Here is a 22449-nt window from a genome sequence, read left to right on the forward strand (position 1 = left end):
CACAGGGATTGTGTGAACCCGAGAACACTGTGGGAGCGGGCTTGCCCGCGATGCTTTTAGCGGCGGTACGTCGAGCCTGTGTGTTGCTCAGGCAGATGCGCCCCTTCGTGAAACAACTTTTCGCGCAAAGAGCCGTTGTCGTAAGCCGTCTTGTACGACCCTCGACGCTGCAACTCCGGAACCACCAGCTCAATGAAATCGACATAGCTTTCCGGTGTGACGATCCGCGTCAGGTTGAAGCCATCGAGCCCGGTTTCGGCGATCCACGATTCCAGCTCATCGGCCACTTGCTCAGGCGAGCCAACTACGGTGATGTAGCGCCCGCCGAGGGCGTGTTGTTCGAGCAATTTGCGCCGGGTCCAGTCGTTGTTTTGCAGGTTTTTGGTGGCGGACTGGATGGCGTTGCTCTTCACGTACTGGATCGGCTCATCGATCTCGTATTCGGAAAAATCAATCCCGGTGGACGCCGAGAAATGCGCCACCCCGGCTTCGGCGCTGGCATAGCTCAGGTACTCGGCATGCTTGGCCCAGGCTTGTTCTTCAGTGGCGCCGACAATCACATTCAGTCCCATGAACACCTTGATGTCCTCGGGGTTGCGTCCGGCCTCGACCGCGCTGGCGCGAACCTTGTCCACTTGAGTCTTGGTCGACGGTTTGTTCTGGCCGCTGATGAACACGCACTCGGCATGGCGCCCGGCGAACTGCAAACCGCGATCGGAACTCCCCGCCTGGAACAGCACCGGCGTGCGTTGCGGCGACGGCTCGCAGAGGTGATAGCCCTCGACCTGATAGAACTCGCCCTTGTGCTCGACCTTGTGCACTTTCTCCGGTTGGGCATAGATCCGTTGCTTTGGGTCGTTGAGCACCGCGCCGTCTTCCCAGCTGCCTTCCCAGAGTTTGTAGAGCACTTGCAGGTATTCGTCAGCCTGGTCGTAGCGGCGGTCGTGCTCGACCTGTTCGCTCAGGCCCATGGCCTTGGCGGCGCTGTCGAGGTAGCCGGTGACGATGTTCCAGCCGACCCGGCCACGGCTCAGGTGATCGAGGGTCGACATACGCCGGGCGAACAGGTACGGCGCTTCGTAGGTCAGGTTGGCGGTCAGGCCGAAGCCGAGGTTTCTGGTGACGGCGGCCATGGCCGAGACCAGGAGCAGTGGATCGTTGACCGGCAACTGAATCGACTCTTTCAGCGTCACGTCCACTGAGTGCTGGTAGACGTCGTACACCCCGACGATGTCGGCGATGAACAGTCCGTCGAACAGCCCACGCTCCAACAGTTGTGCCAGTTCGGTCCAGTATTCGATGGTTTTGTACTGGGTGGAGTTGTCCCGTGGATGCGTCCACAGGCCGTGGTTGATGTGCCCGATGCAATTCATGTTGAAGGCATTGAGCAGGATCTTTTTCTTCGCCATCAGATGGTCCCCCGCAGCGGCGGGTTTTCATCGTTGAGGTAGTAATTGCCGACCGCGTGATACTTCCAGCGCACCGGGTCGTGCAGCGTGTGCACCCGCGCGTTGCGCCAGTGCCGATCCAGACCATGCTCGATCAACGTTGACTGACTGCCGGCGAGTTCGAACAGCGTGCTGCCTGCGGCGAGAGAGATTTCGGTGCTGATGGCCCGGGCTTCGGCGACGGCAATCGATGCGGCGGCGACGGTTTCGGCACTGGTCTCGACCTGAGCCTTGTCGAGGAATTCGCCGGCGCGCTCCAGCAAGGCTTCGGCGGCGTGCAGACGGATGCTCAAGTGGCCGAAGCTCTTGAGGGTCAGGGGGTCTTCGGTGGCTTTGTCGTTGCCGGAATCGATCCATGGCCGGGTCTTGGTGCGTACGAAATTCAGCGCATCTTCATAGGCGGCGCGGGCGATGCCGGTGTCGATAGCGGCGTGAAGAATCTGCGCCAGCGGGCCGACGGTAGTCGGACGCTCGAAAGCGCTCTGAAACGGGATCACGTCTTCGGCGGCGACGAAGACGTCTTCGAATACCACCGAACCGCTGCCGGTGGTGCGTTGGCCGAAACCGCTCCAGTCGTCGATGACCGTCAGGCCTTTGCTGTTGCGGGGTACGAAAGCCAGTTGCTGCACGCCGTGTTCATCCACCACCGAGGTCGGGATGCGCTGGGCGTAGATGGCGCCGGTGGCGTAGAACTTGCGGCCGTTGATGCGGTAACCCTCACCGTCGCGAGTGAGACGGGTGACGCGGTCGTGGGCGGTTTTTGTGCCGAGTTCGGCAAGTGCATTGCCGAAGCGTTGGCCTGCCAATACTTCGGCGTACAGACGTTTTTTCTGCTCGGCGCTGCCATTCACGCGCAACACTTCGAGGGCATAGAAATGGTTCTGCGGAATTTGTCCAAGAGAGCCGTCAGCCTGCGCGATCAGCGCGATCACCTTGGCCAGCGTGACATTGGAAACGCCGGCACCGCCATATTCCTTTGGCACGCTGATGCCCCACAGACCCGAGCGAGAAAACACTTCCAGTTCCGGGTGTGGCAGACGACGTTCACGGTCGCGCAAGGCGCTATCGCGTTTGAAATCTTCCGCCAGATCACTGGCGACAATAAGGGCTTGCTCATCGCTGGTTATGACCGCGACGTGGTGAGAAAGAGTCATGTGTTTCTCCAGAGATCTGGTCAAAAGGGTTCTGGTCGTCAAATCCAGGAGTGGCGAGCGGGCAACGTGCCGTTGAGGTGATAGGTGCCAACCGCGTGATATTTCCAACGCACCGGGTCATGCAGCGTGTGCACGCGAGCATTGCGCCAGTGGCGATCGAGGTTGAATTCGGCGAGGGTCGCGCGGCTGCCGGCCAGCTCGAAGAGTTTTTCGCTGGCCAGCAGCGAGATCTCGGTGGTCAGTACTTTGGCTTCGGCCACGGCAATCGAGGCACGCGCGGCGGACTCGGCAGTGAGCGGCGCGGCGTTGACCTGATCAAGCACCCGCCCGGCCTTGCGCAACAAGGCTTCGGCGGCGTGCAGTTCGATTTTCAGTTTGCCGATGTCGGCGATCACGTAGAGGTCATCGCTGGCCCTTTCGACCTTGGCATCGATCCATGGCCGGGCTCGGTTTTTCACGAACTCGATGGCGTCGTCGATGGCGCCCCGGGCGATACCGGCATCGATGGCCGCTTGAATCAACTGCGAGACTGCGCCCTGGATGTTCGGCTTGTCGTTGATCTTCCAGGTCTCCACCACCAGCTCGGCGTCGACCCGCACGTTGTTGAGCAAAATCGTGCCGCTGGCGGTGGTGCGCTGACCGAAACCGGACCAGTCATCCACGATGCGCAGGCCCGGTGTGCCGCGACGGACGAAGGCCAGCACTTGCCTGCCATCGTCGTTCAGCGCCTTGACCGCGACCCAATGGGCGAACAGGGCGCCGGTTGAATAGAACTTCTGGCCGTTGATGACAAAACCATCGCCATCGGCGGTGATCCGCGCTTTCAATTCAAGTGTGTTTTTGGTGCCGCGTTCCGGTCCGGCATTACCAATCCGCCAGCCTTCGAGCACGCTTTTGAACAGCTGCTTTTTCTGTGATTCGGTGGCGCTGCCGAGCACCAGATTGAGAATGCCGAACTGGTTCTGCGGGATTTGCCCGAGTGCCGGATCCGCCGCGGAAATGATCGCGAACACATCGGCGACAGTAACGAACGAAACCTGCGGGCCTCCGTACTCGCGAGGGATGGCAATGCTGCCCAGGCCGCTGCGGGTGAACTGTTCGATTTCCGACCACGGCAGCTTGCGCAGCTGGTCACGCTTGGCTGCCTGCAGGCGGGCGACCTGCGCCAGTTCATGGGCGGCCTTGATGGCTTGTGCATCGTTGCGCAAAACCTGCGCGGGCAACAACAGGGGGGCGATATCCAGATCACTCTGGAGGGTTGCTTCTGCCAGATTGGACATCAGTGCCGCTCCTTGGCTGCACGCAATGCCCTGGCGATCTGCACTGGGGTGATTGTGTTCCGGATCATACCTACCTCACATCTCATGGAACGCCGCGATGGTTGCGGCGAAGTAAAAACAAGAATGTCCGGTGGTCCGGTTCATATACCCTAAGCGCGTATAAATAATAAATAAACTAACTTTTAGGAATATACATAGAAGGCTGGGGCTATCGCGGTCCCTGTGGCGAGGGAGCTTGCTCCCGCTGGGGTGCGAAGCGCCCCCAAAATCTGTAGTCGCACGCTTTCGGTCAAGGCATAACGGTGATTTTTGCGACTGCTGCGCAGTCGAGCGGGAGCAAGCTCCCTCGCCACATCATCTCGTGCGGGGCTCCGCCGCTTTCAGTTCTTCCTTGAGCGGGACTTTGAGGTAGGGATTGGCGCAGCCGATTCTCAGCATGCGAGCCGGTGCCCAGCGCGAGTTGTTACCGACTCGATCGAGGATGCAGTAAGTCACTTCCAGCCGAAGGTCTTCCCCGGCTTCGAGAATGATTGCCGGCGGCACCCAGACCTGGATCGGCTGGCCGACGTCGCACGCCCTGAGCCTTGGCAGGTCCATGCGTACATCACCCCAGCGCAGGGTGATTTCGTCGTCGGCGGCCATATTCAGGTACGGCTCGATGGTCACCGGAACGCCACGCTTGATCTGATTCGCATTGACCCCCTGGCGGCGAATGGTCTCGGGGAGGCTCACTGGCGCCAGGCTCTGGTTTTCGTCGGTGAACATTGCAGGCGGTTGGCCACCGGGGCAGTCGAGTTTGATCTGGACGCGCACGGCGGGTGACAGGGCTGCCCCCTGCCCGACTTGCATGATCCGGTAGTGGATGCGTGAAGCACCGTTGGCAATAAAGCTTTCCGGCACTCGCAGACTGACGGTGTTGCCGACATCATGGGCACTCAGCACCCTGGAGGCCACGTAGCAGTTGTCCCAGAACAGTTCGATCAGGTCACCTTCATCCATGCCGGGATAGGGTGCCACGTCGACCAGCAGGTGAGCCGCCGAGGTGATGTTGATGCCGTTCTTGTGTGATTGCGCCAGGGAGGGCACAGCCAGTTCGGGTTTGTTCGAGATGCTTTTCATGGGTTCTCCTTGAAGTCTTGCAACGAAGTCCATTTCTGAAAATCAAAAATGCTGATTCCGAACAGCAAAACTGTTCATTACTTGAATTGAAATAATGATTGGGCGTGATGAAAATCAATTGTTGGGGACTAGATAAGAGTGCGCTTGAATACGTGTCAATAGAGCGGATTAGTCAAATACCAAATCCCGAGTAATTCAGAAAGTTCCTACGCATTGAAGTTAATAAGCCATGTCAATCCGTCGAACATACCTGTCAAGGTTCCCGGTTTATTGAGGTGAGGTGTGGCTGTACGACTGTCAGCCAATTCGGTTTTCAGAGTATTAGAGGGGGTCAATCTGTGACAGGGCATATATTTGTATCGCGCACGCTGACAAGAAACTATAGGTCGTGCGGACGTTAAGTACGGGGGGGTTGATCGAAGGGGAAAGGGACTTCCATCCATGGAAGTGACCCGTATTGCGCGGGTGTTTCAGGAGTGAGCGTTATTCAGAAACTTGCTGAGAAACTGTTTCGTCCGTTCTTCTTTCGGGTTGGCAAACAATGCCTTGGCTTCGCCTTGCTCGACGATCACCCCTTTATCGAAAAATACCACCCGGTTGGCCACGTCCCGGGCGAACCCCATTTCGTGGGTAACGATGACCATGGTGCGTCGCTCTTCGGCCAGGCTGCGGATGGTCGCCAGTACTTCGCCCACCAACTCGGGGTCGAGGGCCGAGGTGGGTTCGTCGAACAGAATCACTTCCGGCTCCATCGCCAGCGCACGGGCAATGGCCACACGCTGTTGCTGACCACCGGACAGGCGACGCGGGTAAGCGTCTTCCTTGCCCGCCAGACCGACCCTGGCCATCAGCTTTTTACCCAAGGCAATGGCGTCGGCCCGTGGGATTTTTTTCACGATGATCGGGCCTTCGATGACGTTTTCCAGGGCGGTCCGATGGGGGAACAGGTTGAAGTTCTGGAACACGAAGCCCACGTGCTGACGCAGGCGACGCACCAGGCTCTGCTGCTGGTTCAAAGGGCGGCTGCCATCGATCTCGATGTCACCGACCTTGATCCGGCCGCTGGTGGGTTCCTCCAGGAAGTTCAGGCAACGCAGGAACGTGGTCTTGCCCGAGCCACTGGGCCCGATGATCGCCACCACCTCACCTTCCTTCACTTCCAGATCGATGCCGTTGAGCACCACTTGACCCTTGAACTGCTTTGTCAGTTTTTCCACGACAATCATTGGGTCAGGACTCCTGGTCGTGCCGATTGACCCGCTCTTCCAACTTGTTCTGCAGGTGCGAGAGCACCGTGGCCAGAATCCAGTAGATCAGCGCGGCGGCAAGGTACATGGTGAACACTTCGAAGGTGCGTGCTGTAATCAGCTGCGCTTGGCGGAACAGCTCCGGCACCTGGATGGTGGCGGCCAGCGCGGTGTCCTTGACCAGCGAGATGAAGCTGTTGCCCAGCGGTGGCAATGCGGTGCGCATCGCTTGCGGGATGATGGCCCGGCGCAGGGTCTGCGCGCGGGTCATGCCGATACTGGCCGCAGCTTCCCACTGACCGCGCTCGATGGAGCTGATCGCGGAACGCAGGATTTCACAGGCATACGCGGCCATGTTCAGGGAGAAGCCGATCAGGGCCGCCGGCAGCGGATCGAGTTCCATGCCCAATTGCGGCAAGCCGTAATAGATCACGAACAGTTGCACCAGCAACGGCGTGCCGCGAAAGAACGACACGTAGATGCGGGCGATCCAGCTCACCAGCTTGAAGCGCGACAGGCGCATCAGTGCCAGGCCGAAGCCCAGCATGAGGCCGAAGAACATCCCGCCCAGGCTCAAGATGACCGTGTAGTAGGCCCCCTTGAGCAGGAAGGGCAGGGAGTCCAGTGCGAGTTGGAAAGCTTCTTCCATTATTTGGTGACGTCAGCGCTGAAGTATTTTTCCGAAAGCTTTTTCAGCGTACCGTCGGCACGCAGCTTGTCGATGGCTTTGTTCACCGCAGCCAGCAACTCAGGCTCGCCTTTGCGCAGGGCAATACCGGCTTCCTGACGGGAGAACGCTTCGCCGGCGGCGACAGTGTCCTTGGCCTTCTTGGCGTATTCCAGTGCGGCGAGGCGGTCGATCAGAATGGCGTCGATGCGGCCGACGCGCAGATCCTGGAACTTGGTCGGATCATCGTCATAGGTCTTGATGATGGCTTTAGGCTGATTGTCCTTGAGCCATTGTTCGTAGTTGGTGCCCAGGCCTACACCGACTTTTTTGCCGTCCAGATCGGCGGCGGTCTTGATGGTGTCTTTGTTCTTGGTCAGAACCAGCGCCTGAATCCCGGAAACGGTGTACGGCTCGGAGAAGTCATACTTCTTCTTGCGCTCTTCGGAGATGGTCACCTGGTTGATCACGGCGTCCAGACGCTTGGATTCCAGGGCTGCGAGGATACCGTCCCATTTGGTCGGTTGCAGTTTGACCTTCACGCCCAGCTCTTTGGCCAGGGCTTCGGAGAACTCGACTTCGAAGCCGGCCAGTTTGCCGTCGGCGTCGACGAAACTGAACGGTGGGTAGGTGCCTTCCAGGCCGACGTTGATCACGCCAGCGTCTTTGATTTTTTGCAGTTGCTCACCGGCAACCGCTTGCCCCAACAGGCCGGCGCTGAGTGCCAGGCCGAGCGAACCTACCAGCAGATTTCGACGTAGTGCGGAAAAATTCATGACAAGCCCCTGTGTTTTCTTATGAAGACGCTTTTAGGAAAGTTGGCAAATTCGGGATTTTAACGACTGCGATATCCTGCCCTAAAGCAGTCTATGCGTCTTGTTTCAAATTCGCCTGCGGCGCGACTATATGATGGGGTCTTTAGATTGGAAAATAATAAATATAACTTTTGTTATTCTTTTTTAGAATATACGTCTACTTCTTAAAGATCGCAGCCTGCGGCAGCTCCTACATGGATCGGCGTACTCGCGTAGGAGCTGCCGCAGGCTGCGATCTTTTGATCTTAAGCTTCGTTTACAGAAAATCCTTATAGGCAAACAACGCCGGCGCGCCACCCGTATGCAGGAAGATAATCGGCCCCTCATCAAAACGCTGGCGTCCAATCCCGTCCAACAATCCGGCCATGGCTTTACCGGTATAAACCGGGTCGAGCAGCAAACCTTCCTGGCTCGCCACCAGCTTTACCGCCGCCAGTGTCCCGGCATTCGGCTCGCCATAGCGCGGGCCGAAATATTCGTCCCACAGCTCGACTTTGAAACTCGCAGGCAAGCGCACTTCCAACAACTTCGCCGTCCGCTCGGCGAGGCCCTGGACCTTCGGTCGCTGATCTTCATCGCTGCGCGAAACCGTGACGCCAATCACCGGCAATTGCGGCAGTGCTTCGCTCAATGCCAGTGCCAGGCCACTGTGCGTGCCAGCGCTGCCCGAGGCCAGCACCACAGCGGCGAATGTGATGCCGGTGTCCTTGATCTGCTCGGCCAGTTCCAACCCGGCGCGCACATAACCCAAAGCGCCCAACGCATTCGAGCCGCCAATCGGCACCAGGTACGGCTTTTTGCCGTTGCTGCGCAGCCGTGCGGCCAACGCCTCCAACTGTTCGTCGGCGTTATCCAGGTTTTCTACCAACTCCACCTTGGCATCGAACAGATCCAGCAACAGCCGATTGCCGTTGCCGACATAGTTGGCGTCGTCGGTGCCAAGGGGGTTTTCCAGCAGTGCCACGCAGCCCAGACCCAGCCTGGCCGCAACGGCGGCGGTTTGGCGCACATGGTTGGACTGAAGCGCACCCGCGGTAATCAACGTGTCTGCGCCTTGTGCCAGGGCATCGGCCGCCAGGTATTCGAGTTTGCGCAGCTTGTTGCCACCCATGGCCAGCGGCGTCAGGTCATCGCGTTTGACGTAGAGATCGCGGCCCAGCCAGGTCGACAGGCGTTCGAGTTTTTCCAGTGGCGTGGGGTGGCCGAGCAGATCGAGGCGGTCAAAACGGGCGAGCTGTTGTTTGATCATGGTTTCCGTACTGGCGCAAGAATGTAGGAGCGAGCTTGCTCGCGATGGTCGCTAACGATAACGCGATAAGCCTGACACCCCGCGTCGGGTTCGGGTTTTTCGCGAGCAAGCTCGCTCCTACAGGGAGAGATCTCAGGACTATAGGCACGCCTATTTATCGGGGCAACCGCCAATCGCTTATAGCCAAAAGTGTTTGATTCAGCACAATTGGTTCTTAATCGCCGTCCAGACCTTGCGTAAAGTAATCGCCGTCAGCGCGGCCAGACAGTCCGGCCGCCCATGAGGAGTTTTTACCGTGAGCGAGCGTTCCAGCCATTGGCAATTGCAGACCATCGTCAGTCAGCTGCGTTCGGCGCGTGACGAATGGCGTGCCCAAAACGGCCGCGCCAGCGGCGAGCAGGGCGGTCGGGAGTTGCCTTCCCGAGCGGCCATGGCGGAGATTCTTGAAGCCTTGTGTGGTGCGTTGTTTCCGATGCGCCTGGGCCCGGTGGACCTGCGCGAAGAGAGTGAAGACTTCTATGTCGGCCACACGCTGGACGTGGCATTGAATGCGTTGCTAGCTCAGGCGCGACTGGAACTGCGCTACGCCGCCCGCCACGGCGCCACGGCCGAGACTGAAGTCGAAGCCAGGACCATTCAGATCATTCAGGACTTCGCCCTGGCCCTGCCAGGCTTGCGCAGTCTGTTGGACACCGACGTGCTGGCGGCCTACCACGGCGACCCGGCAGCGCGCAGCGTCGATGAAGTGTTGCTCTGCTACCCGGGCATCCTGGCAGTGATTCACCATCGCCTTGCCCATCACTTGTATCGCGCCGGGCTGCCGCTGCTCGCGCGGATCAGCGCGGAAATCGCCCATTCCGCCACCGGTATCGACATCCATCCGGGAGCGCAGATCGGTCGCAGCTTCTTCATCGATCATGGGACGGGCGTGGTGATCGGCGAGACCGCCATCATCGGCGAGCGTGTGCGGATTTATCAGGCCGTGACCCTGGGCGCCAAGCGCTTCCCGGCGGATGAGGACGGTCAGTTGCAGAAGGGGCAGCCGCGCCATCCGATTGTCGAGGATGATGTGGTGATCTATGCCGGGGCGACAATCCTGGGTCGGATCACCATCGGCAAGGGCTCGACCATTGGCGGTAACGTCTGGCTGACCCGCAGCGTACCGGCGGGGAGCAACCTGACTCAGGCGAATCTGCAACATGATGACGGGACGCAGAAGTAAATCCCCCGGTTTCTTGGTAACAGATAATCAGTCTTCGCTGGCTGTAGGACCTGTGTAGGAGCTGTGTAGGAGCTGTCTCGTGAAACGAGGCTGCGATCTTTTGATCTTGTTTCTTGAAAGCAAAATCAAAAGATCGCAGCCTCGTTTCACTCGACAGCTCCTACAAAACCCCCCAACCCCCGCGTCATACCCATCCTTGAGCTAGCGTACAAACAGCACCGCCGAGCCCTGCGATTAGTCCTTAGCACCCTATTTATGTTTAACTTGAACGCTCATTCAAGTTAAACCGCCGGTTTGCTGCCCGCTCACAACAGGAGGCTTGCCTTTGCCGAGTCCGTTACTGATTGCCCTGCTCCACCCCCGAGAGGTGCACCTTTCATGAGTGCATCGTCCCTCCCTCCAAGCGGCCAGGTCCGCATGAATCCGCCGGTGTTCTACTTTGCGGCGAGTTTCATTCTGTTGTTCGGCATTGTCGTGATCGCCATGCCCGAACAAGCCGGTGCCTGGTTACTGGCGGCGCAAAACTGGGCGGCCAACACGGTCGGCTGGTACTACATGCTCGCGATGACCCTGTATCTGGTCTTCGTGGTGGTCACCGCCTTGTCCGGCTACGGCAAGATCAAGCTCGGTGCCGACCACGACGAACCCGAATTCAGTTACCTGTCCTGGGCCGGCATGTTGTTCGCCGCCGGCATCAGCATCACGCTGTTTTTCTTTTGTGTGTCCGAACCGCTGACCCACTTGGCGCAACCGCCTCAGGGTGAGGCGGGTACGGCGGACGCGGCGCGTCAGGCGATGCAGATTCTGTTTTTGCACTGGGGCCTGCACGGTTGGGGCGTGTTCGCCTTCGTCGGCATGGCGCTGGCTTACTTCGCCTATCGTCACAACCTGCCGCTGGCTCTGCGCTCGGCGCTCTATCCGCTGATCGGCAAGCGCATCAACGGCCCGATCGGTTACGCGGTGGACGGCTTCGGCATCATCGCCACGGTATTCGGCCTCGGCGCCGACATGGGCTTTGGCGTATTGCACCTCAACTCGGGACTGGACTACCTGTTCGGCATCGCTCACACCCAGTGGATTCAGGTCGGCCTGATCACGCTGATGATGGGCGCGGCGATCCTGGTGGCCGTGTCCGGCGTCGATAAAGGCGTGCGGGTGATGTCCGACATCAACATGCTGCTGGCCTGCGCGCTGCTGCTGTTCGTGTTGTTTGCCGGGCCTACCCAGCACTTGCTCAACACGCTGATCCAGAACATCGGCGACTACCTCGGCGCCTTGCCGATGAAGAGTTTCGACCTTTACGCCTACGACAAACCCAGTGACTGGCTGGGCGGCTGGACGGTGTTCTACTGGGCCTGGTGGATTGCATGGTCGCCGTTCGTGGGCCTGTTTATCGCGCGGATTTCCCGGGGCCGGACCATCCGTGAATTTGTCTTCGGCGTGCTGCTGATTCCGCTGGGTTTCACCCTGGCCTGGATGTCGATCTTCGGCAACAGCGCCATCGATCAAGTGCTCAATCACGGGATGAGCGCGTTGGGCATGTCGGCCATCGACAATCCATCGATGACGCTTTACCTGCTGCTGGAAACCTATCCGTGGAGCAAAACCGTGATCGCGGTCACGGTGTTCATCAGCTTCGTGTTCTTCGTCACCTCGGCCGACTCCGGCACCGTGGTGCTGTCGACGCTGTCCGCCAAGGGCGGCAATCCGGATGAAGACGGGCCGAAATGGTTGCGGGTGTTCTGGGGCGCCATGACCGCACTGGTGACCAGTGCGCTGCTGTTTTCCGGCAGCATCGATGCACTGAAGTCAGCGGTGGTGCTGACCTCGTTGCCGTTCTCGTTGATTCTGCTGTTGATGATGTGGGGGCTGCACAAGGCGTTCTATCTGGAATCGCAGAAGCAGATCGCGCAGCTGCATTCCCTGGCCCCGGTCTCCGGCTCGCGCCGTGGCGGTTGGCGTCAGCGCTTGAGTCAGGCGGTGCATTTCCCGTCGCGGGATGAGGTTTACCGTTTCCTCGAAACGACGGTGCGTCCGGCGATTGAAGAAGTGACTGCGGTGTTCGTCGAGAAAGGGTTGAGCGTCGTCGCCCAGCCCGATCCGGCCAATGACAGCGTCAGCTTGGAAATCGGCCATGGCGAGCAACATCCGTTCATCTATCAGGTGCAGATGCGTGGCTACTTTACGCCGTCTTTCGCCCGTGGCGGCATGGGCTCCAAGGAACTCAACAACCGTCGTTACTACCGGGCCGAAGTGCATTTGAGCGAGGGCAGCCAGGACTACGATCTGGTGGGTTACACCAAGGAGCAGGTCATCAACGACATCCTCGACCAGTACGAGCGGCACATGCAGTTTTTGCATTTGGTGCGTTGATTCCCCAGGCGGCGGGGCTGGATTGTTCAGGTATCGGTGCTCAACACCATGAACAACACCAGCGCCGCCACTGGCACGCCAAACACAATGCTGCCAACCACCATTTCCGTGGTGACGGACTGGCCGGCCGTGACCACGCCGATGGCGCCGTTGATCATCGTCAGCGCCAGCCATAGCACGATGAAGCTGTAGGTCAGGGTCTGGCGGCTGAAGCCGATCTGTTCGCCGATGAACAGCATCAGCGCCAGCAGGACGAGGCCGAAGAAGATGATGATGGTGGTGTGCATGGTGAGTTTCCTCCCTGCGGATGTGTGGTGCCGGTCGAACCTGCCTACACCTCAGCTTAAACCAACCCACCATTGACCCGCAGAATTTGCCCGTTGACCCAGCCCGAGCCGGGACCCGCCAGGAAGGAAACGACGCGGGCGATGTCTTCCGGCTGTCCCAACCGTTCCAGTGGGGCCATCCTGGCGAAAGTCTGGATCTGCTCTTCGCTCTTGCCGTGCAGGAACAGCTCGGTGGCCACCGGTCCCGGGGCCACGGCATTGACGGTAATGTGGCGACCGCGCATTTCCTTGGCGAATACCTGGGTCAGGGATTCCACCGCTGCCTTGCTGGCGATGTACACCGCGTAACCTGGCAGGTTCATGCCGACGGTGCTGCTGGAGAAATTGATGATCCTGCCGCCGCTGTTCAGCCGGGTGGCGGCTTCACGCAGGGTGTTGAACGTGCCGCGGGCGTGAATGTTGAAGGTCTGGTCGAACAGTTCGTCCGTGTGTTCGGCCAGCGGCATCACGTTGAGAACGCCGGCGATGTTGACCAGCACATCGACCTTGCCCAGTTGGGTTTCGGTTTCGTCGAACATCCGGCGTACGTCATCGGCATTGGCTACGTCGGCCTTGATCGCTATGGCCTGGTGGCCGGCCTGGCGCAGTTCGACGACCAGCTTCGAGGCTTCAGTGGCGCTGCTGGCGTAGTTGATGGCGACGGCGAAACCTTCGCTGGCCAGTTGTTTGGCGATGACTGCACCGATGCCGCGGGAGGCGCCGGTCACGAGGGCAACTATCGACGTTGGGGTGGTCATGGTAGTAATTCCTTTGCATGTGTTTGCTTTGGGTGAGGCCAGATTCACATGTTTACTCGGGCCGATAAATGCACGAAAGTTGCCTTGACTGTTCAATAATTACCAACAATCGAAGACCAGGAGCGGGGCGTGGATCAAGTCAAGGCGATGAAGGTTTTCGTGCGGATCTACGAGCGCAGCAGCTTTACCCAGGCGGCCGATGACCTGAATCTGCCCCGGGCAACGCTGACCCACACCCTGAATCAGTTCGAAGCCTGGCTCGGCACGCGATTGCTCGAGCGCAGCACGCGCAAGGTGCGCCCGACGCTGGATGGCGAGGCCTACTACCAACGTTGCGTGCAGTTGCTGGCGGAACTGGAAGAAGCCGAACTGGCCTTTCGCAGCGTGGCGCCCAAGGGTCGATTGCGCGTGGATTTGCACGGCACGCTGGCCAGGCACTTTGTGATCCCGGCATTGCCGCAATTCATGGCCCGGTACCCGGATATCGAACTGTCCATCAGCGAGGCGGACCGCTTTGTCGACCTGATCGCCGAGGGTGTCGATTGTGTACTGCGTGCGGGCACCCTCGGCGACTCGGCGCTGATCGGCAAACGCGTCGCCAACCTGCGCCAGATCACCTGCGCCAGCCCTGCCTACCTGCGTCAATACGGCGAACCGAAAAACCTTGAAGACCTGAAGAACCATCGCGCGGTGAACTACGTTTCGCGCACCACCGCCAAGTTGTTTCCGTTTGAATTCATGGTCGATGGCCAGTTGCAGGAAGTCGCCATCGATGGCGCGATCTCGGTGTTCGGCGCGGAGATTTATGCCGCTTGCGCCATTGCCGGTCTGGGCTTGATCCAGTGTCCGCATTACCGGATGGAGACCCTGATTTCACAGGGCATGGTGCAGGAAATCCTGATCGATACGCCGCCACCGCCGATGCCGGTTTCAGTGTTGTATCCGCACAACCGACACATGTCGCCACGGGTTCGGGTGTTTGTGGATTGGCTGGGTGAGGTGTTTGCGCAGGCGGAGTAAAGATCAAAAGATCGCAGCCTTCGGCAGCTACATCTACAGGCATACGCCGACCCTGTAGGAGCCGGCTTGCTGGCGAAAGGGGTTCAAGCCATACGGTGCTCCAAGGGACGCCTTCGCTGCGGCGCGGCGATCCGACAAGCCAGCGCCTACAAAAACGTTTCAGCTTTTTCTCGAGTCCGAGGTTTATCGGCGTTTGTCTGGGCGTATGCTGGGCAACTTGCGAAGCAGTCGATACCAACTTCAAGACACACAAGAGAGGATTCGATGACCTACACCGCTGCCGAAAACCGCTACGATTCCATTCCTTACCGCCGCGTGGGGCGCAGCGGGCTGGTGCTGCCTGCACTGTCCCTGGGCCTGTGGCACAACTTCGGCGACAGCACGCCGATCGACACCCAGCGCGCCTTGTTGCGCACGGCCTTCGACCTGGGCATCAACCACTTCGACCTGGCCAACAACTACGGCCCGCCGTACGGCAGCGCCGAGATCAATTTCGGTCGTTTGCTGCGTGAAGACTTCAAGCAGTACCGTGACGAGCTGATCATCTCGAGCAAGGCCGGTTGGGACATGTGGGCCGGCCCTTATGGCCAGGGCGGCGGCTCGCGCAAGTACATGCTGGCCAGCCTGGATCAGAGCCTGCAGCGCCTGGGCCTGGACTACGTGGATATTTTCTATTCCCACCGCTTCGACCCGGACACCCCGCTGGAAGAAACCGCCAGCGCATTGGCCACCGCCGTGCAACAGGGCAAGGCGCTGTACATCGGCATCTCGTCGTATTCCGGGGTGAAAACCCGTGAAATGGCGGCCCTGCTCAAAGAGTGGAAAGTACCGTTGCTGATTCACCAGCCCGCTTACAACCTGCTCAACCGCTGGGTTGAAAAGGACCTGTTGGACACCACCGATGAGCTCGGCACGGGCGTGATCGCCTTTACTCCGCTTGCTCAGGGATTACTGACCGACAAGTACCTCAATGGCGTGCCCGCCGATGCGCGGGTCAACCGACCGGGCGGTGGTTCGTTGCAGGCGTCGCACTTGTCCGAAGCCAATATTGCTCACGTGCGTGCATTGAATGAAATCGCCCAGCGTCGTGGCCAGAGTCTGGCGCAGTTGGCGTTGGCCTGGACTTTACGCGACCCACGAGTGACCTCGGCACTGATCGGCGCGAGCCGGCCGGAACAGATTATCGAGAATGTCGGGGCGTTGCAGAATCTGAGCTTCAGTTCGCAGGAATTGGCGGAGATTGACGGGTTTGCCCAGGAGGGCGGGGTCAATCTTTGGGAGAAGCCTTCGACGGCTGAATAAGTGTTCGGCGCCGGGTTTTCCGGCGTCGGAAATACCGCTATCGCGGGCAAGCCCGCTCCCACAGGTTTTGTAGTTTGGCCAAAGATTTATGGTCAACCAGATCAACTGTGGGAGCGGGCTTGCTCGCGATGGGGCCATCAAATTCAGTAAAGAGACTGGGTGTTCACCTGAAAAACGGCACATCCCCCAACACTGTCGCCCGCTGCATCACCCGCCGCGCCGGCCGGTAATCATCGACCGCATAGTGCTGCGTCACACGGTTATCCCAGAACGCCACGTCATCCTTCTGCCAGCGCCAGCGAATGGTGAATTCCGGCCGGGTCGAATGGGCGAACAAAAATTTCAGGATCGTCTCGCTTTCGGTGTCCGACAGTTCGTTGATCTTCGACGTGAAACCTTCATTGACGAACAACGACCGCCGCCCGCTCACCGGGTGCGTACGAATCACCGGGTGTGACAGCGGCGGATTCTTCCTGCGCGTTTCTTCCCATTGGGCCAGCGCTTCAGGCGTGTTGCCGTAACGCTCCAGCGGGAACGAGCGGGTGAAGTCGTGGGTGGCGGTCAATCCTTCGAGCAAGCTTTTCAGCGGCGCAGAAAGTGCTTCATAGGCCGCAATGCCGCTGGCCCATAGCGTGTCGCCACCAAACTGCGGCAACAGCTTGGCGCTGAGCACGGCGCCCATGGCCGGGGTTGGCAAGAAGGTCACGTCGGTGTGCCAGATCGCGTTGTCACGCACGTCGGTGACGGCGGTGTCGAGGATCAGCACTTCGGGCTGTTCCGGTACATTCGGGTAGATCGGGTGTATATGCAGGTCACCGAAACAGGCAGCGAAACGCGCCTGCTGCTGCGGCTCGATCGGCTGGTCACGGAAAAACAGCACCTGATGTTTGAGCAGCGCCTGCTCGATGGCGTCGCGCTGTTCAAGGTTCAGCGGCTGACTGATGTCGACGCCGCTGATTTGGGCGCCGAGGGCCGAGCTAAGGGGGACGATTGTCAGGTTGCTCATGGTCTTTCTCTTTAAAAGTGGTGATCACTACTGGGTTAACGCCTAGTCGAATGCGTAGCGCAGACCGAAATTTGCCCCCCAGGGTTGTTCGATGCACTGCCCCTTCATGTAATCGAAATCCGCGTGCAATTGCAGATTGCCGGATAGGGCAAGTGCCAAGCCGGCACCCAGCTCTCCTCGGGTGCCATGAAGGTCATTCTTGAAGCGATGGCCATTGACCCTGACTTCGTTATCGCGGGCAAACTCTTGAGCCAGGGCGACTTTGATGTAAGGACGCAACAGATCAAAACGGTGCTCAACGGTCATGCCCAATTTGCCAAGCAATGAGCGTGTCGCCGCATTACGGGCCTGCAACTCGCTGTCCAGACTAAAACTTTGCCCCTGCACAACGACTGCCGAGAGCTGAGCAAAAGGCTCAGCGAACACTCGCTCGCTCAATTGAATCTGCCGTCCGGCCTCCAGCGATGCACCCAAGCCATAGTTACGATAATTACCCTTGGCTTTGCTGAAGTCACTCATCACCACATCAGCCCGGTTCTGAAACTGATTGAGCTTGAGCACACCATCTACGTAATACCCATCGTCATCCATCCAGGTGCCGTAGGTTCCCACATAGAAGCTATCTACGGTGCCCGACGAACCTCGCGCCAACGACAGGTCCGACTTGCTGTAACCAGCGAATACTCCCACTAACAGTGTTCCATCGACGCTGGACAGCGGTGTGTCTGCTCCTAGTGAAATACCGTACTGGTTTTGCTGATAGCCCAACCCGGAACTGCCCGAAACCTGGTACTTGTTGCCATAGCTACGCATCCAGCCGCCTCCCTGACCGTTTCCTCGAACCTCGCCCATCCGGCTACGCAAAGTACTCATTTCGCCGTACCAGACGGTCGGTGCGCTATTGAACAAGGCCTGGACACTTCGGGTGCCGGGACTTACCTCCTGTCCATTGCTGGTGAGGAACCAGTCGTCTCCCTGCTGCTCAAGACCGTAAGAAAACGCACCGAGGTCAACGCGACTCCCGAGCAAGGCAAACTTCGCACCGCCGCCGCCCGTGTGTACAACCTGCAATGGATCGAAGCCTGGCACCGGCTCGGCCCCGCTGTTTTGAATACTCAGCAGGTGACTGCCACTGGCCTGGCCGGCGACGTCGAGAAAATCGATCTGGCGGTTATTCATGTCCAGCTTCAGGCCAAAGGTGCCGCTACCGGTCAACTCGCCCACTGATAACCGGTGAAACTCAACGGACTGGCCAAAACTGATCAGGCCACCGTTAAGCGCCAACGACTTAATCCGACTGTCGCCATTGATGTCCCAGCGCACACCTTGATCGAGCTGGAGTCGCGTGACATCGGTCATGTGTCCAGTAAAGCGACTTCCGTTTTGCAGGTGCACATTGACCAGCTTGTTATCAGGAATGTTCAAGTTGCCATGCAGCACGCTGTTATCGACCACCAAATCGAGCTCACTGTCGGGCGCCAGGTCGAGCAATTCACCCTTGCCATTGCCGGCAGACAGCGTCGAACCGTTACGCACAATAATGTTTGCCGCTGCGCCAGCCTCGAGCTTGATCGCAGGCCCTGTGTGACTGCTCACATAACCTGAATCAATGACAGCACTATTGCCTTGGCCGCGAATATTCAACGCTGCAGCATCCTGCGCCTGTAATGAGCCGCCAACGAGTGCCAGGCTGCCACCATTGAGGTGTGCGCCGACAGCACCGGCACCATGAGCCTGGACATGTGAATTGTTGAGTTCGACCCTTCCACCGTGCTCCACCATCACGCCCGCGGAACCTTCGCCGAAGGTTTCGACATGGCTGTCCGTCAGTCTCACCAGGCTGGCGCTTCCCGAGGCGTGTACGCCATGGGCCTCCTTTCCGCGGGTGGTAATCGAAGAATGACTGCGCAGGTCAATAGACGAACCGCTCAATGCACTGACTCCATAGGATCGATCACCAGAGGTGGCGATGGAGCTGCCACTTAGCTCGATAGATGCTTTGCTGCCTGCATGAACGCCATGGGAACCGAGTCCCTCGGTCGTCACGACAAGGTCGCGTCCAATCAGGTTGCCGTATTGCCAACCCCAGATTCCGGCACTTCGATCCCCCAAGGTGGTAATCGATCCGCTCCCCAGGTTGACCTTGCCGGAGCTGGCGACAGAGAGCCCGTAGGCTTCATTGCCACTGGTGAAGATATCGGCCCGTTGCACATTCGCCTGGCCATGAAGACCGATTCGCAGTCCTCTTGCGCCGTCGCCCGAAGTGGCGATGGAAAGCCCACCGGTGGAGGTAAATTCACTGCCATAACCGTGCACATACACGCCATTGGCACCTTTGCCGGACGTCGCGACACTCATGTTTGACGCCTGGATTTTACCGCCGGTACGAGCATGCATAGCCGAGACACCGTCACCTGTGGTCTCGATCTCTCGATCATTGACACTGATTTGCGCACCATCCTCTACCAACACCTGATCACTGTCGGCCGCCAGTAGATTGCCACTCGAAAACAACAACGCCTGACTGATGGCGAACATGAGAAGAGCCTGACGGTTTAATCGGAAATGGGGCATCTAGATTGTTTCCATGTCATTGGATCTCGTAACGAGCCAATGACATCGCCAGGCCCACTTACTCGAAAGGGCGCTCAGCATGGGAACAATCATCTACAGTTGATATCGGACGAATCGGATAGCCTTGTGGGAGTTTTCAGCTTTCACCAAAACCGCGACCCAATATTCAGTGAGCCTGGCCGTGCCACGGCACCAGCTTGCGCTGCAGGGCGCGCAGGCCCATTTCCATGGTGAAGGCGATCAGGGCGATGACCAGAATCCCCAGCACCACCACATCGGTGACCAGGAACTGTGCGGCCGACTGCACCATGAAGCCCAGGCCACTGGTGGCAGCGATCAGCTCAGCGGCGACCAGGGTCGACCAACCCACACCCAGACCAATGCGCACACCGGTCAAGATGTCCGGCAACGCGCTCGGCAGAATCACATGGCGAATCAATTGCGCCCGGGTCGCGCCCAACGACTGCGCGGCCCGCAACCTGGCCGGGTCGACGGTGCGCACGCCGGTGGCAGTAGCGATGGCGATCGGGGCGAAGATCGCCAGGTAGATCAGCAACACTTTCGACAACTCACCGATGCCGCACCAGATCACGATCAGCGGCAAGTAGGCCAGTGGCGGGATAGGGCGGTAGAACTCGATCAGCGGATCGAGAATGCCTCGAGCGATGCGGTTGTGGCCGATGGCAATGCCAACGGGTACAGCGGTCAACACCGCGAAACCCAGGCCCAGACCGATACGACTCAGACTTGCGCCCAAGTGCTGCCATAAGGTGGAATCCATGTAGCCGGTGGTCACCAGCAGCCAGCCCTTTTGTAATACGGCAGACGGCGGCGGCAGGAACAGCGGCTCGATCATTCCAGTAGCGGTGACGGCCCACCAGATGGCCACGAGCGCGACCAGCGTCAGCACGCTGATCCAGCGCGTACTCAGGCTGCGGCGCAGCGCAATCACCGTCGAACCCGGTTTCACCGCCGCGGCGGGAATTTCATAGCTGCTCATGCGCGCTCCTGCCGCGTGGCGGCGCTGCGTTGGGAGAACACTTTGGCGAGCACGTGTTCGCGGGTTTCGATAAAACGCGGGTCGGATTTGATCGATCGTGCGGACTCACCGGCGGCGTAGCGCTGGCCGAAATCCAGGCTCAGGCGCTCGACGATCTGTCCAGGATCGGGCGCCAGCAGAATCAGATCCGTGGCGAGGAACACCGCTTCTTCGATGTCGTGGGTAATCAGAAAAACCGGTTTGGCGGTGCGCTGCCAGACTTGCAGCAGCAGCTCCTGCATCTGTTCGCGAGTGAAGGCATCGAGGGCGCCGAAGGGCTCGTCCATCAGCAATACGCGCGGGTCGGCGGCAAGCGCACGAGCCAGGCCGACGCGTTGCTTCTGCCCACCGGACAGCTGCCAGATGCGCCGGTTTTCGAAGCCGCAAAGGTCCACCAGCGCGAGCATTTCCCGGGCGCGGATTTCGCGTTTTTCCCGGGAAACACCCGCCAGCTCCAGGCCGAAGCCGACGTTGGCCAGCACGTCCTGCCAGGGCAGCAGGGCGTCGTCCTGGAACACTACGCCACGTTCGGCACTCGGGCCTTTGACCGGTACGCCATCAAGGGTGATGCGCCCGGCGCTGGGCTCGACGAACCCGGCAATCAGATTCAACAGCGAAGTCTTGCCACTGCCGGACGGGCCGAGGGCGACCAGCAATTGCCGGGGGCCCAGACTCAGGGAAATATCCGCCAGCACCGGTTCCGGGCTGCCCGGGTACTGTGCGCTGATGCGCTCCAGCTGTAGCAAAGCCATTGCGGTCAACTCCCGATCAATTGGTGATGAACTTGGCGCTGACGTACGGGGCGTAGTCCGGCAGCACGGCCTCGACCTTGCCTTGCTCCTTGAGGAACACAGCGGTATCGGTGATGGCCTTGGTGGTCGGCGCGCCGAGGGTGATCACCTGATCAGCTGCCAGCGGGAAGACGTTGCCTTGCAGCAGCAATGGAATATCGTTGGCCTTGGCACCGGACAGTTTCACCAGCTTGTCGACGTTGCTTTGATTGGCGAGCCAGGCTTTCGGGTCCTTGCGGTAATCGGCGTAGGCATCCAGGGTCACTTTGGCGAATGCGGTGACGATTTCCGGGTGCTTCTCGGCGAAATCCTTGCGCACGATCCAGGCATCAAATGTTGGCGCGCCGAACTTGGCCAGTTCGCCGGAGGTGATCAGCACTTTGCCGTTTTCCTTGGCCACACCGAGCGCGGGGTCCCACACGTAGGTGGCGTCGATGTCACCGCGTTTCCATGCAGCGATGATCGCGGGCGGTGCGAGATTGAGCACGGTGACTTTCGACGGGTCGATGTTCCAGTGCTTCAGCGCGGCGAGCAGGCTGTAGTGGCCGGTGGAAACGAAGGGCACGGCGATTTTCTTGCCGATCAGGTCCTGCGGGGTCTTGATCCCGGAACCGTCGCGGGCGACCAGGGCTTCGGCGGCGCCGATCTGGGTGGCGATGAGGAAGGTTTCCACCGGGACTTTGCGGGTGATTGCCGCTGTCAGGGGGCTGGAGCCGAGGTAGCCGATCTGTACGTCGCCGGACGCGATGGCGGCGATAATGTCGGCCCCGTTGTCGAATTTGCGCCAATCGATTTTGGCGTTGGTGGCTTTTTCGTAGGCGCCGTCGGCCTGGGCGACTTTGGCCGGGTCAACGGTGGTCTGATAGGCGACAGTGACGTCGGCGGCCTGGGCAAAGAAACTCACCGCAGCCAGCGATGCGGCCGCCAGGAGGCGAAAGGGGAAATTCAGTTTCATTGAGAAGCTCCTTGTCAGGCGACCGAGTGTCGGCGTGAAAGGAGACTAAATGATCTAAGAACTCGAAAATAAATAACTTTTTCGAATGAGCTTATGAGCGGAAA

At 59.3% G+C, this 22449-nt stretch carries 19 protein-coding genes; 4 read left to right on the plus strand and 15 right to left on the minus strand.

Features of this window, described 5'->3' with window-relative positions; genetic code table 11:
• Positions 1-56: 56 nt before the first annotated feature.
• The 8 genes from ACA062_RS01005 to ACA062_RS01040 form a co-directional block, all read right to left on the minus strand.
• On the minus strand, positions 57-1409 hold the full coding sequence (locus ACA062_RS01005) for an LLM class flavin-dependent oxidoreductase (RefSeq protein WP_497454845.1): 1353 nt from the start codon (positions 1407-1409) through the stop codon (positions 57-59).
• On the minus strand, positions 1409-2602 hold the full coding sequence (locus ACA062_RS01010) for an SfnB family sulfur acquisition oxidoreductase (protein ID WP_497454846.1): 1194 nt from the start codon (positions 2600-2602) through the stop codon (positions 1409-1411). Before ACA062_RS01010 ends, ACA062_RS01005 begins: the two co-directional genes overlap by 1 nt.
• Before the next feature lie 38 nt (positions 2603-2640).
• Positions 2641-3882 (minus strand): SfnB family sulfur acquisition oxidoreductase, encoded by a 1242-nt coding sequence (locus ACA062_RS01015; protein ID WP_497454847.1) that lies wholly within the window; start codon positions 3880-3882, stop codon positions 2641-2643.
• 354 nt (positions 3883-4236) lie between these two features.
• A complete protein-coding gene (locus ACA062_RS01020; protein ID WP_497454848.1) occupies positions 4237-5001 on the minus strand; it encodes a hypothetical protein in 765 nt (254 codons plus the stop codon).
• A gap of 470 nt (positions 5002-5471) precedes the next feature.
• The gene (tcyN, locus tag ACA062_RS01025; RefSeq protein WP_497454849.1) at positions 5472-6227 is read right to left on the minus strand and encodes an L-cystine ABC transporter ATP-binding protein TcyN; all 756 of its coding nucleotides are present in this window, start codon (positions 6225-6227) and stop codon (positions 5472-5474) included.
• A gap of 4 nt (positions 6228-6231) precedes the next feature.
• The gene (gene tcyL / locus ACA062_RS01030; protein ID WP_010464804.1) at positions 6232-6897 is read right to left on the minus strand and encodes a cystine ABC transporter permease; all 666 of its coding nucleotides are present in this window, start codon (positions 6895-6897) and stop codon (positions 6232-6234) included.
• Entirely contained in the window at positions 6897-7691 is a 795-nt protein-coding gene (gene tcyJ, locus ACA062_RS01035; RefSeq protein ID WP_462003534.1) for a cystine ABC transporter substrate-binding protein, read from the minus strand. Before tcyJ ends, tcyL begins: the two co-directional genes overlap by 1 nt.
• A gap of 295 nt (positions 7692-7986) precedes the next feature.
• Positions 7987-8979 carry a D-cysteine desulfhydrase gene (locus ACA062_RS01040; protein ID WP_497454850.1) on the minus strand — a complete coding sequence of 331 codons (993 nt, stop codon included), beginning with the start codon at positions 8977-8979 and terminating at the stop codon, positions 7987-7989.
• Between the two features lie 295 nt (positions 8980-9274).
• On the opposite strand from ACA062_RS01040, the gene epsC reads away from it, so the two are divergent.
• Positions 9275-10201, plus strand: coding sequence for a serine O-acetyltransferase EpsC (gene epsC / locus ACA062_RS01045; protein ID WP_128873850.1), 927 nt, complete (start codon positions 9275-9277; stop codon positions 10199-10201).
• Positions 10202-10618: 417 nt separating this feature from the next.
• Positions 10619-12574: a choline transporter BetT gene (gene betT, locus ACA062_RS01050; RefSeq protein WP_497457340.1), complete on the plus strand. Its 1956-nt coding sequence runs from the start codon at positions 10619-10621 to the stop codon at positions 12572-12574.
• A gap of 26 nt (positions 12575-12600) precedes the next feature.
• Here the strand turns inward: betT and ACA062_RS01055 are convergent, their stop codons facing one another.
• Together ACA062_RS01055 and ACA062_RS01060 are read right to left on the minus strand one after the other, a co-directional pair.
• The gene (locus ACA062_RS01055) at positions 12601-12861 is read right to left on the minus strand and encodes a hypothetical protein (RefSeq protein WP_497454851.1); all 261 of its coding nucleotides are present in this window, start codon (positions 12859-12861) and stop codon (positions 12601-12603) included.
• A gap of 56 nt (positions 12862-12917) precedes the next feature.
• A complete protein-coding gene (locus ACA062_RS01060; protein ID WP_497454852.1) occupies positions 12918-13658 on the minus strand; it encodes an SDR family oxidoreductase in 741 nt (246 codons plus the stop codon).
• 129 nt (positions 13659-13787) lie between these two features.
• On the opposite strand from ACA062_RS01060, the gene ACA062_RS01065 reads away from it, so the two are divergent.
• Entirely contained in the window at positions 13788-14678 is an 891-nt protein-coding gene (locus ACA062_RS01065; protein WP_497454853.1) for a LysR family transcriptional regulator, read from the plus strand.
• 264 nt (positions 14679-14942) lie between these two features.
• Entirely contained in the window at positions 14943-15980 is a 1038-nt protein-coding gene (mgrA, locus tag ACA062_RS01070) for an L-glyceraldehyde 3-phosphate reductase (protein ID WP_497454854.1), read from the plus strand.
• 163 nt (positions 15981-16143) lie between these two features.
• Here the strand turns inward: mgrA and tauD are convergent, their stop codons facing one another.
• The 5 genes from tauD to tauA form a co-directional block, all read right to left on the minus strand.
• Positions 16144-16986 (minus strand): taurine dioxygenase, encoded by an 843-nt coding sequence (tauD, locus tag ACA062_RS01075; RefSeq protein WP_497454855.1) that lies wholly within the window; start codon positions 16984-16986, stop codon positions 16144-16146.
• Between the two features lie 42 nt (positions 16987-17028).
• The gene (locus tag ACA062_RS01080) at positions 17029-19560 is read right to left on the minus strand and encodes an autotransporter outer membrane beta-barrel domain-containing protein (protein WP_497454856.1); all 2532 of its coding nucleotides are present in this window, start codon (positions 19558-19560) and stop codon (positions 17029-17031) included.
• A 166-nt stretch (positions 19561-19726) separates the two neighbouring features.
• Entirely contained in the window at positions 19727-20560 is an 834-nt protein-coding gene (tauC, locus tag ACA062_RS01085) for a taurine ABC transporter permease TauC (protein ID WP_497454857.1), read from the minus strand.
• Positions 20557-21351 carry a taurine ABC transporter ATP-binding subunit gene (gene tauB, locus ACA062_RS01090; RefSeq protein ID WP_497454858.1) on the minus strand — a complete coding sequence of 265 codons (795 nt, stop codon included), beginning with the start codon at positions 21349-21351 and terminating at the stop codon, positions 20557-20559. Before tauB ends, tauC begins: the two co-directional genes overlap by 4 nt.
• A 16-nt stretch (positions 21352-21367) precedes the next feature.
• Positions 21368-22345, minus strand: coding sequence for a taurine ABC transporter substrate-binding protein (gene tauA, locus ACA062_RS01095; RefSeq protein ID WP_497454859.1), 978 nt, complete (start codon positions 22343-22345; stop codon positions 21368-21370).
• Between the last annotated feature and the right edge of the window lie 104 nt (positions 22346-22449).

It is taken from the genome of Pseudomonas sp. LBUM1679, assembly GCF_059695565.1.

Bases quoted from the DNA above. Each gene is read 5' to 3' on its own strand.
- ACA062_RS01005 (WP_497454845.1), bottom strand. From the start codon at position 1,409: ATGGCGAAGAAAAAGATCCTGCTCAATGCCTTCAACATGAATTGCATC.
- ACA062_RS01080 (WP_497454856.1), bottom strand. From the start codon at position 19,560: ATGCCCCATTTCCGATTAAACCGTCAGGCTCTTCTCATGTTCGCCATC.
- tauD (WP_497454855.1), bottom strand. From the start codon at position 16,986: ATGAGCAACCTGACAATCGTCCCCCTTAGCTCGGCCCTCGGCGCCCAA.
- ACA062_RS01060 (WP_497454852.1), bottom strand. From the start codon at position 13,658: ATGACCACCCCAACGTCGATAGTTGCCCTCGTGACCGGCGCCTCCCGC.
- ACA062_RS01015 (WP_497454847.1), bottom strand. From the start codon at position 3,882: ATGTCCAATCTGGCAGAAGCAACCCTCCAGAGTGATCTGGATATCGCC.
- tauB (WP_497454858.1), bottom strand. From the start codon at position 21,351: ATGGCTTTGCTACAGCTGGAGCGCATCAGCGCACAGTACCCGGGCAGC.
- ACA062_RS01040 (WP_497454850.1), bottom strand. From the start codon at position 8,979: ATGATCAAACAACAGCTCGCCCGTTTTGACCGCCTCGATCTGCTCGGC.
- tcyN (WP_497454849.1), bottom strand. From the start codon at position 6,227: ATGATTGTCGTGGAAAAACTGACAAAGCAGTTCAAGGGTCAAGTGGTG.
- tauC (WP_497454857.1), bottom strand. From the start codon at position 20,560: ATGAGCAGCTATGAAATTCCCGCCGCGGCGGTGAAACCGGGTTCGACG.
- mgrA (WP_497454854.1), top strand. From the start codon at position 14,943: ATGACCTACACCGCTGCCGAAAACCGCTACGATTCCATTCCTTACCGC.
- ACA062_RS01020 (WP_497454848.1), bottom strand. From the start codon at position 5,001: ATGAAAAGCATCTCGAACAAACCCGAACTGGCTGTGCCCTCCCTGGCG.
- tcyJ (WP_462003534.1), bottom strand. From the start codon at position 7,691: ATGAATTTTTCCGCACTACGTCGAAATCTGCTGGTAGGTTCGCTCGGC.
- ACA062_RS01055 (WP_497454851.1), bottom strand. From the start codon at position 12,861: ATGCACACCACCATCATCATCTTCTTCGGCCTCGTCCTGCTGGCGCTG.
- tauA (WP_497454859.1), bottom strand. From the start codon at position 22,345: ATGAAACTGAATTTCCCCTTTCGCCTCCTGGCGGCCGCATCGCTGGCT.
- ACA062_RS01010 (WP_497454846.1), bottom strand. From the start codon at position 2,602: ATGACTCTTTCTCACCACGTCGCGGTCATAACCAGCGATGAGCAAGCC.
- betT (WP_497457340.1), top strand. From the start codon at position 10,619: ATGAATCCGCCGGTGTTCTACTTTGCGGCGAGTTTCATTCTGTTGTTC.
- tcyL (WP_010464804.1), bottom strand. From the start codon at position 6,897: ATGGAAGAAGCTTTCCAACTCGCACTGGACTCCCTGCCCTTCCTGCTC.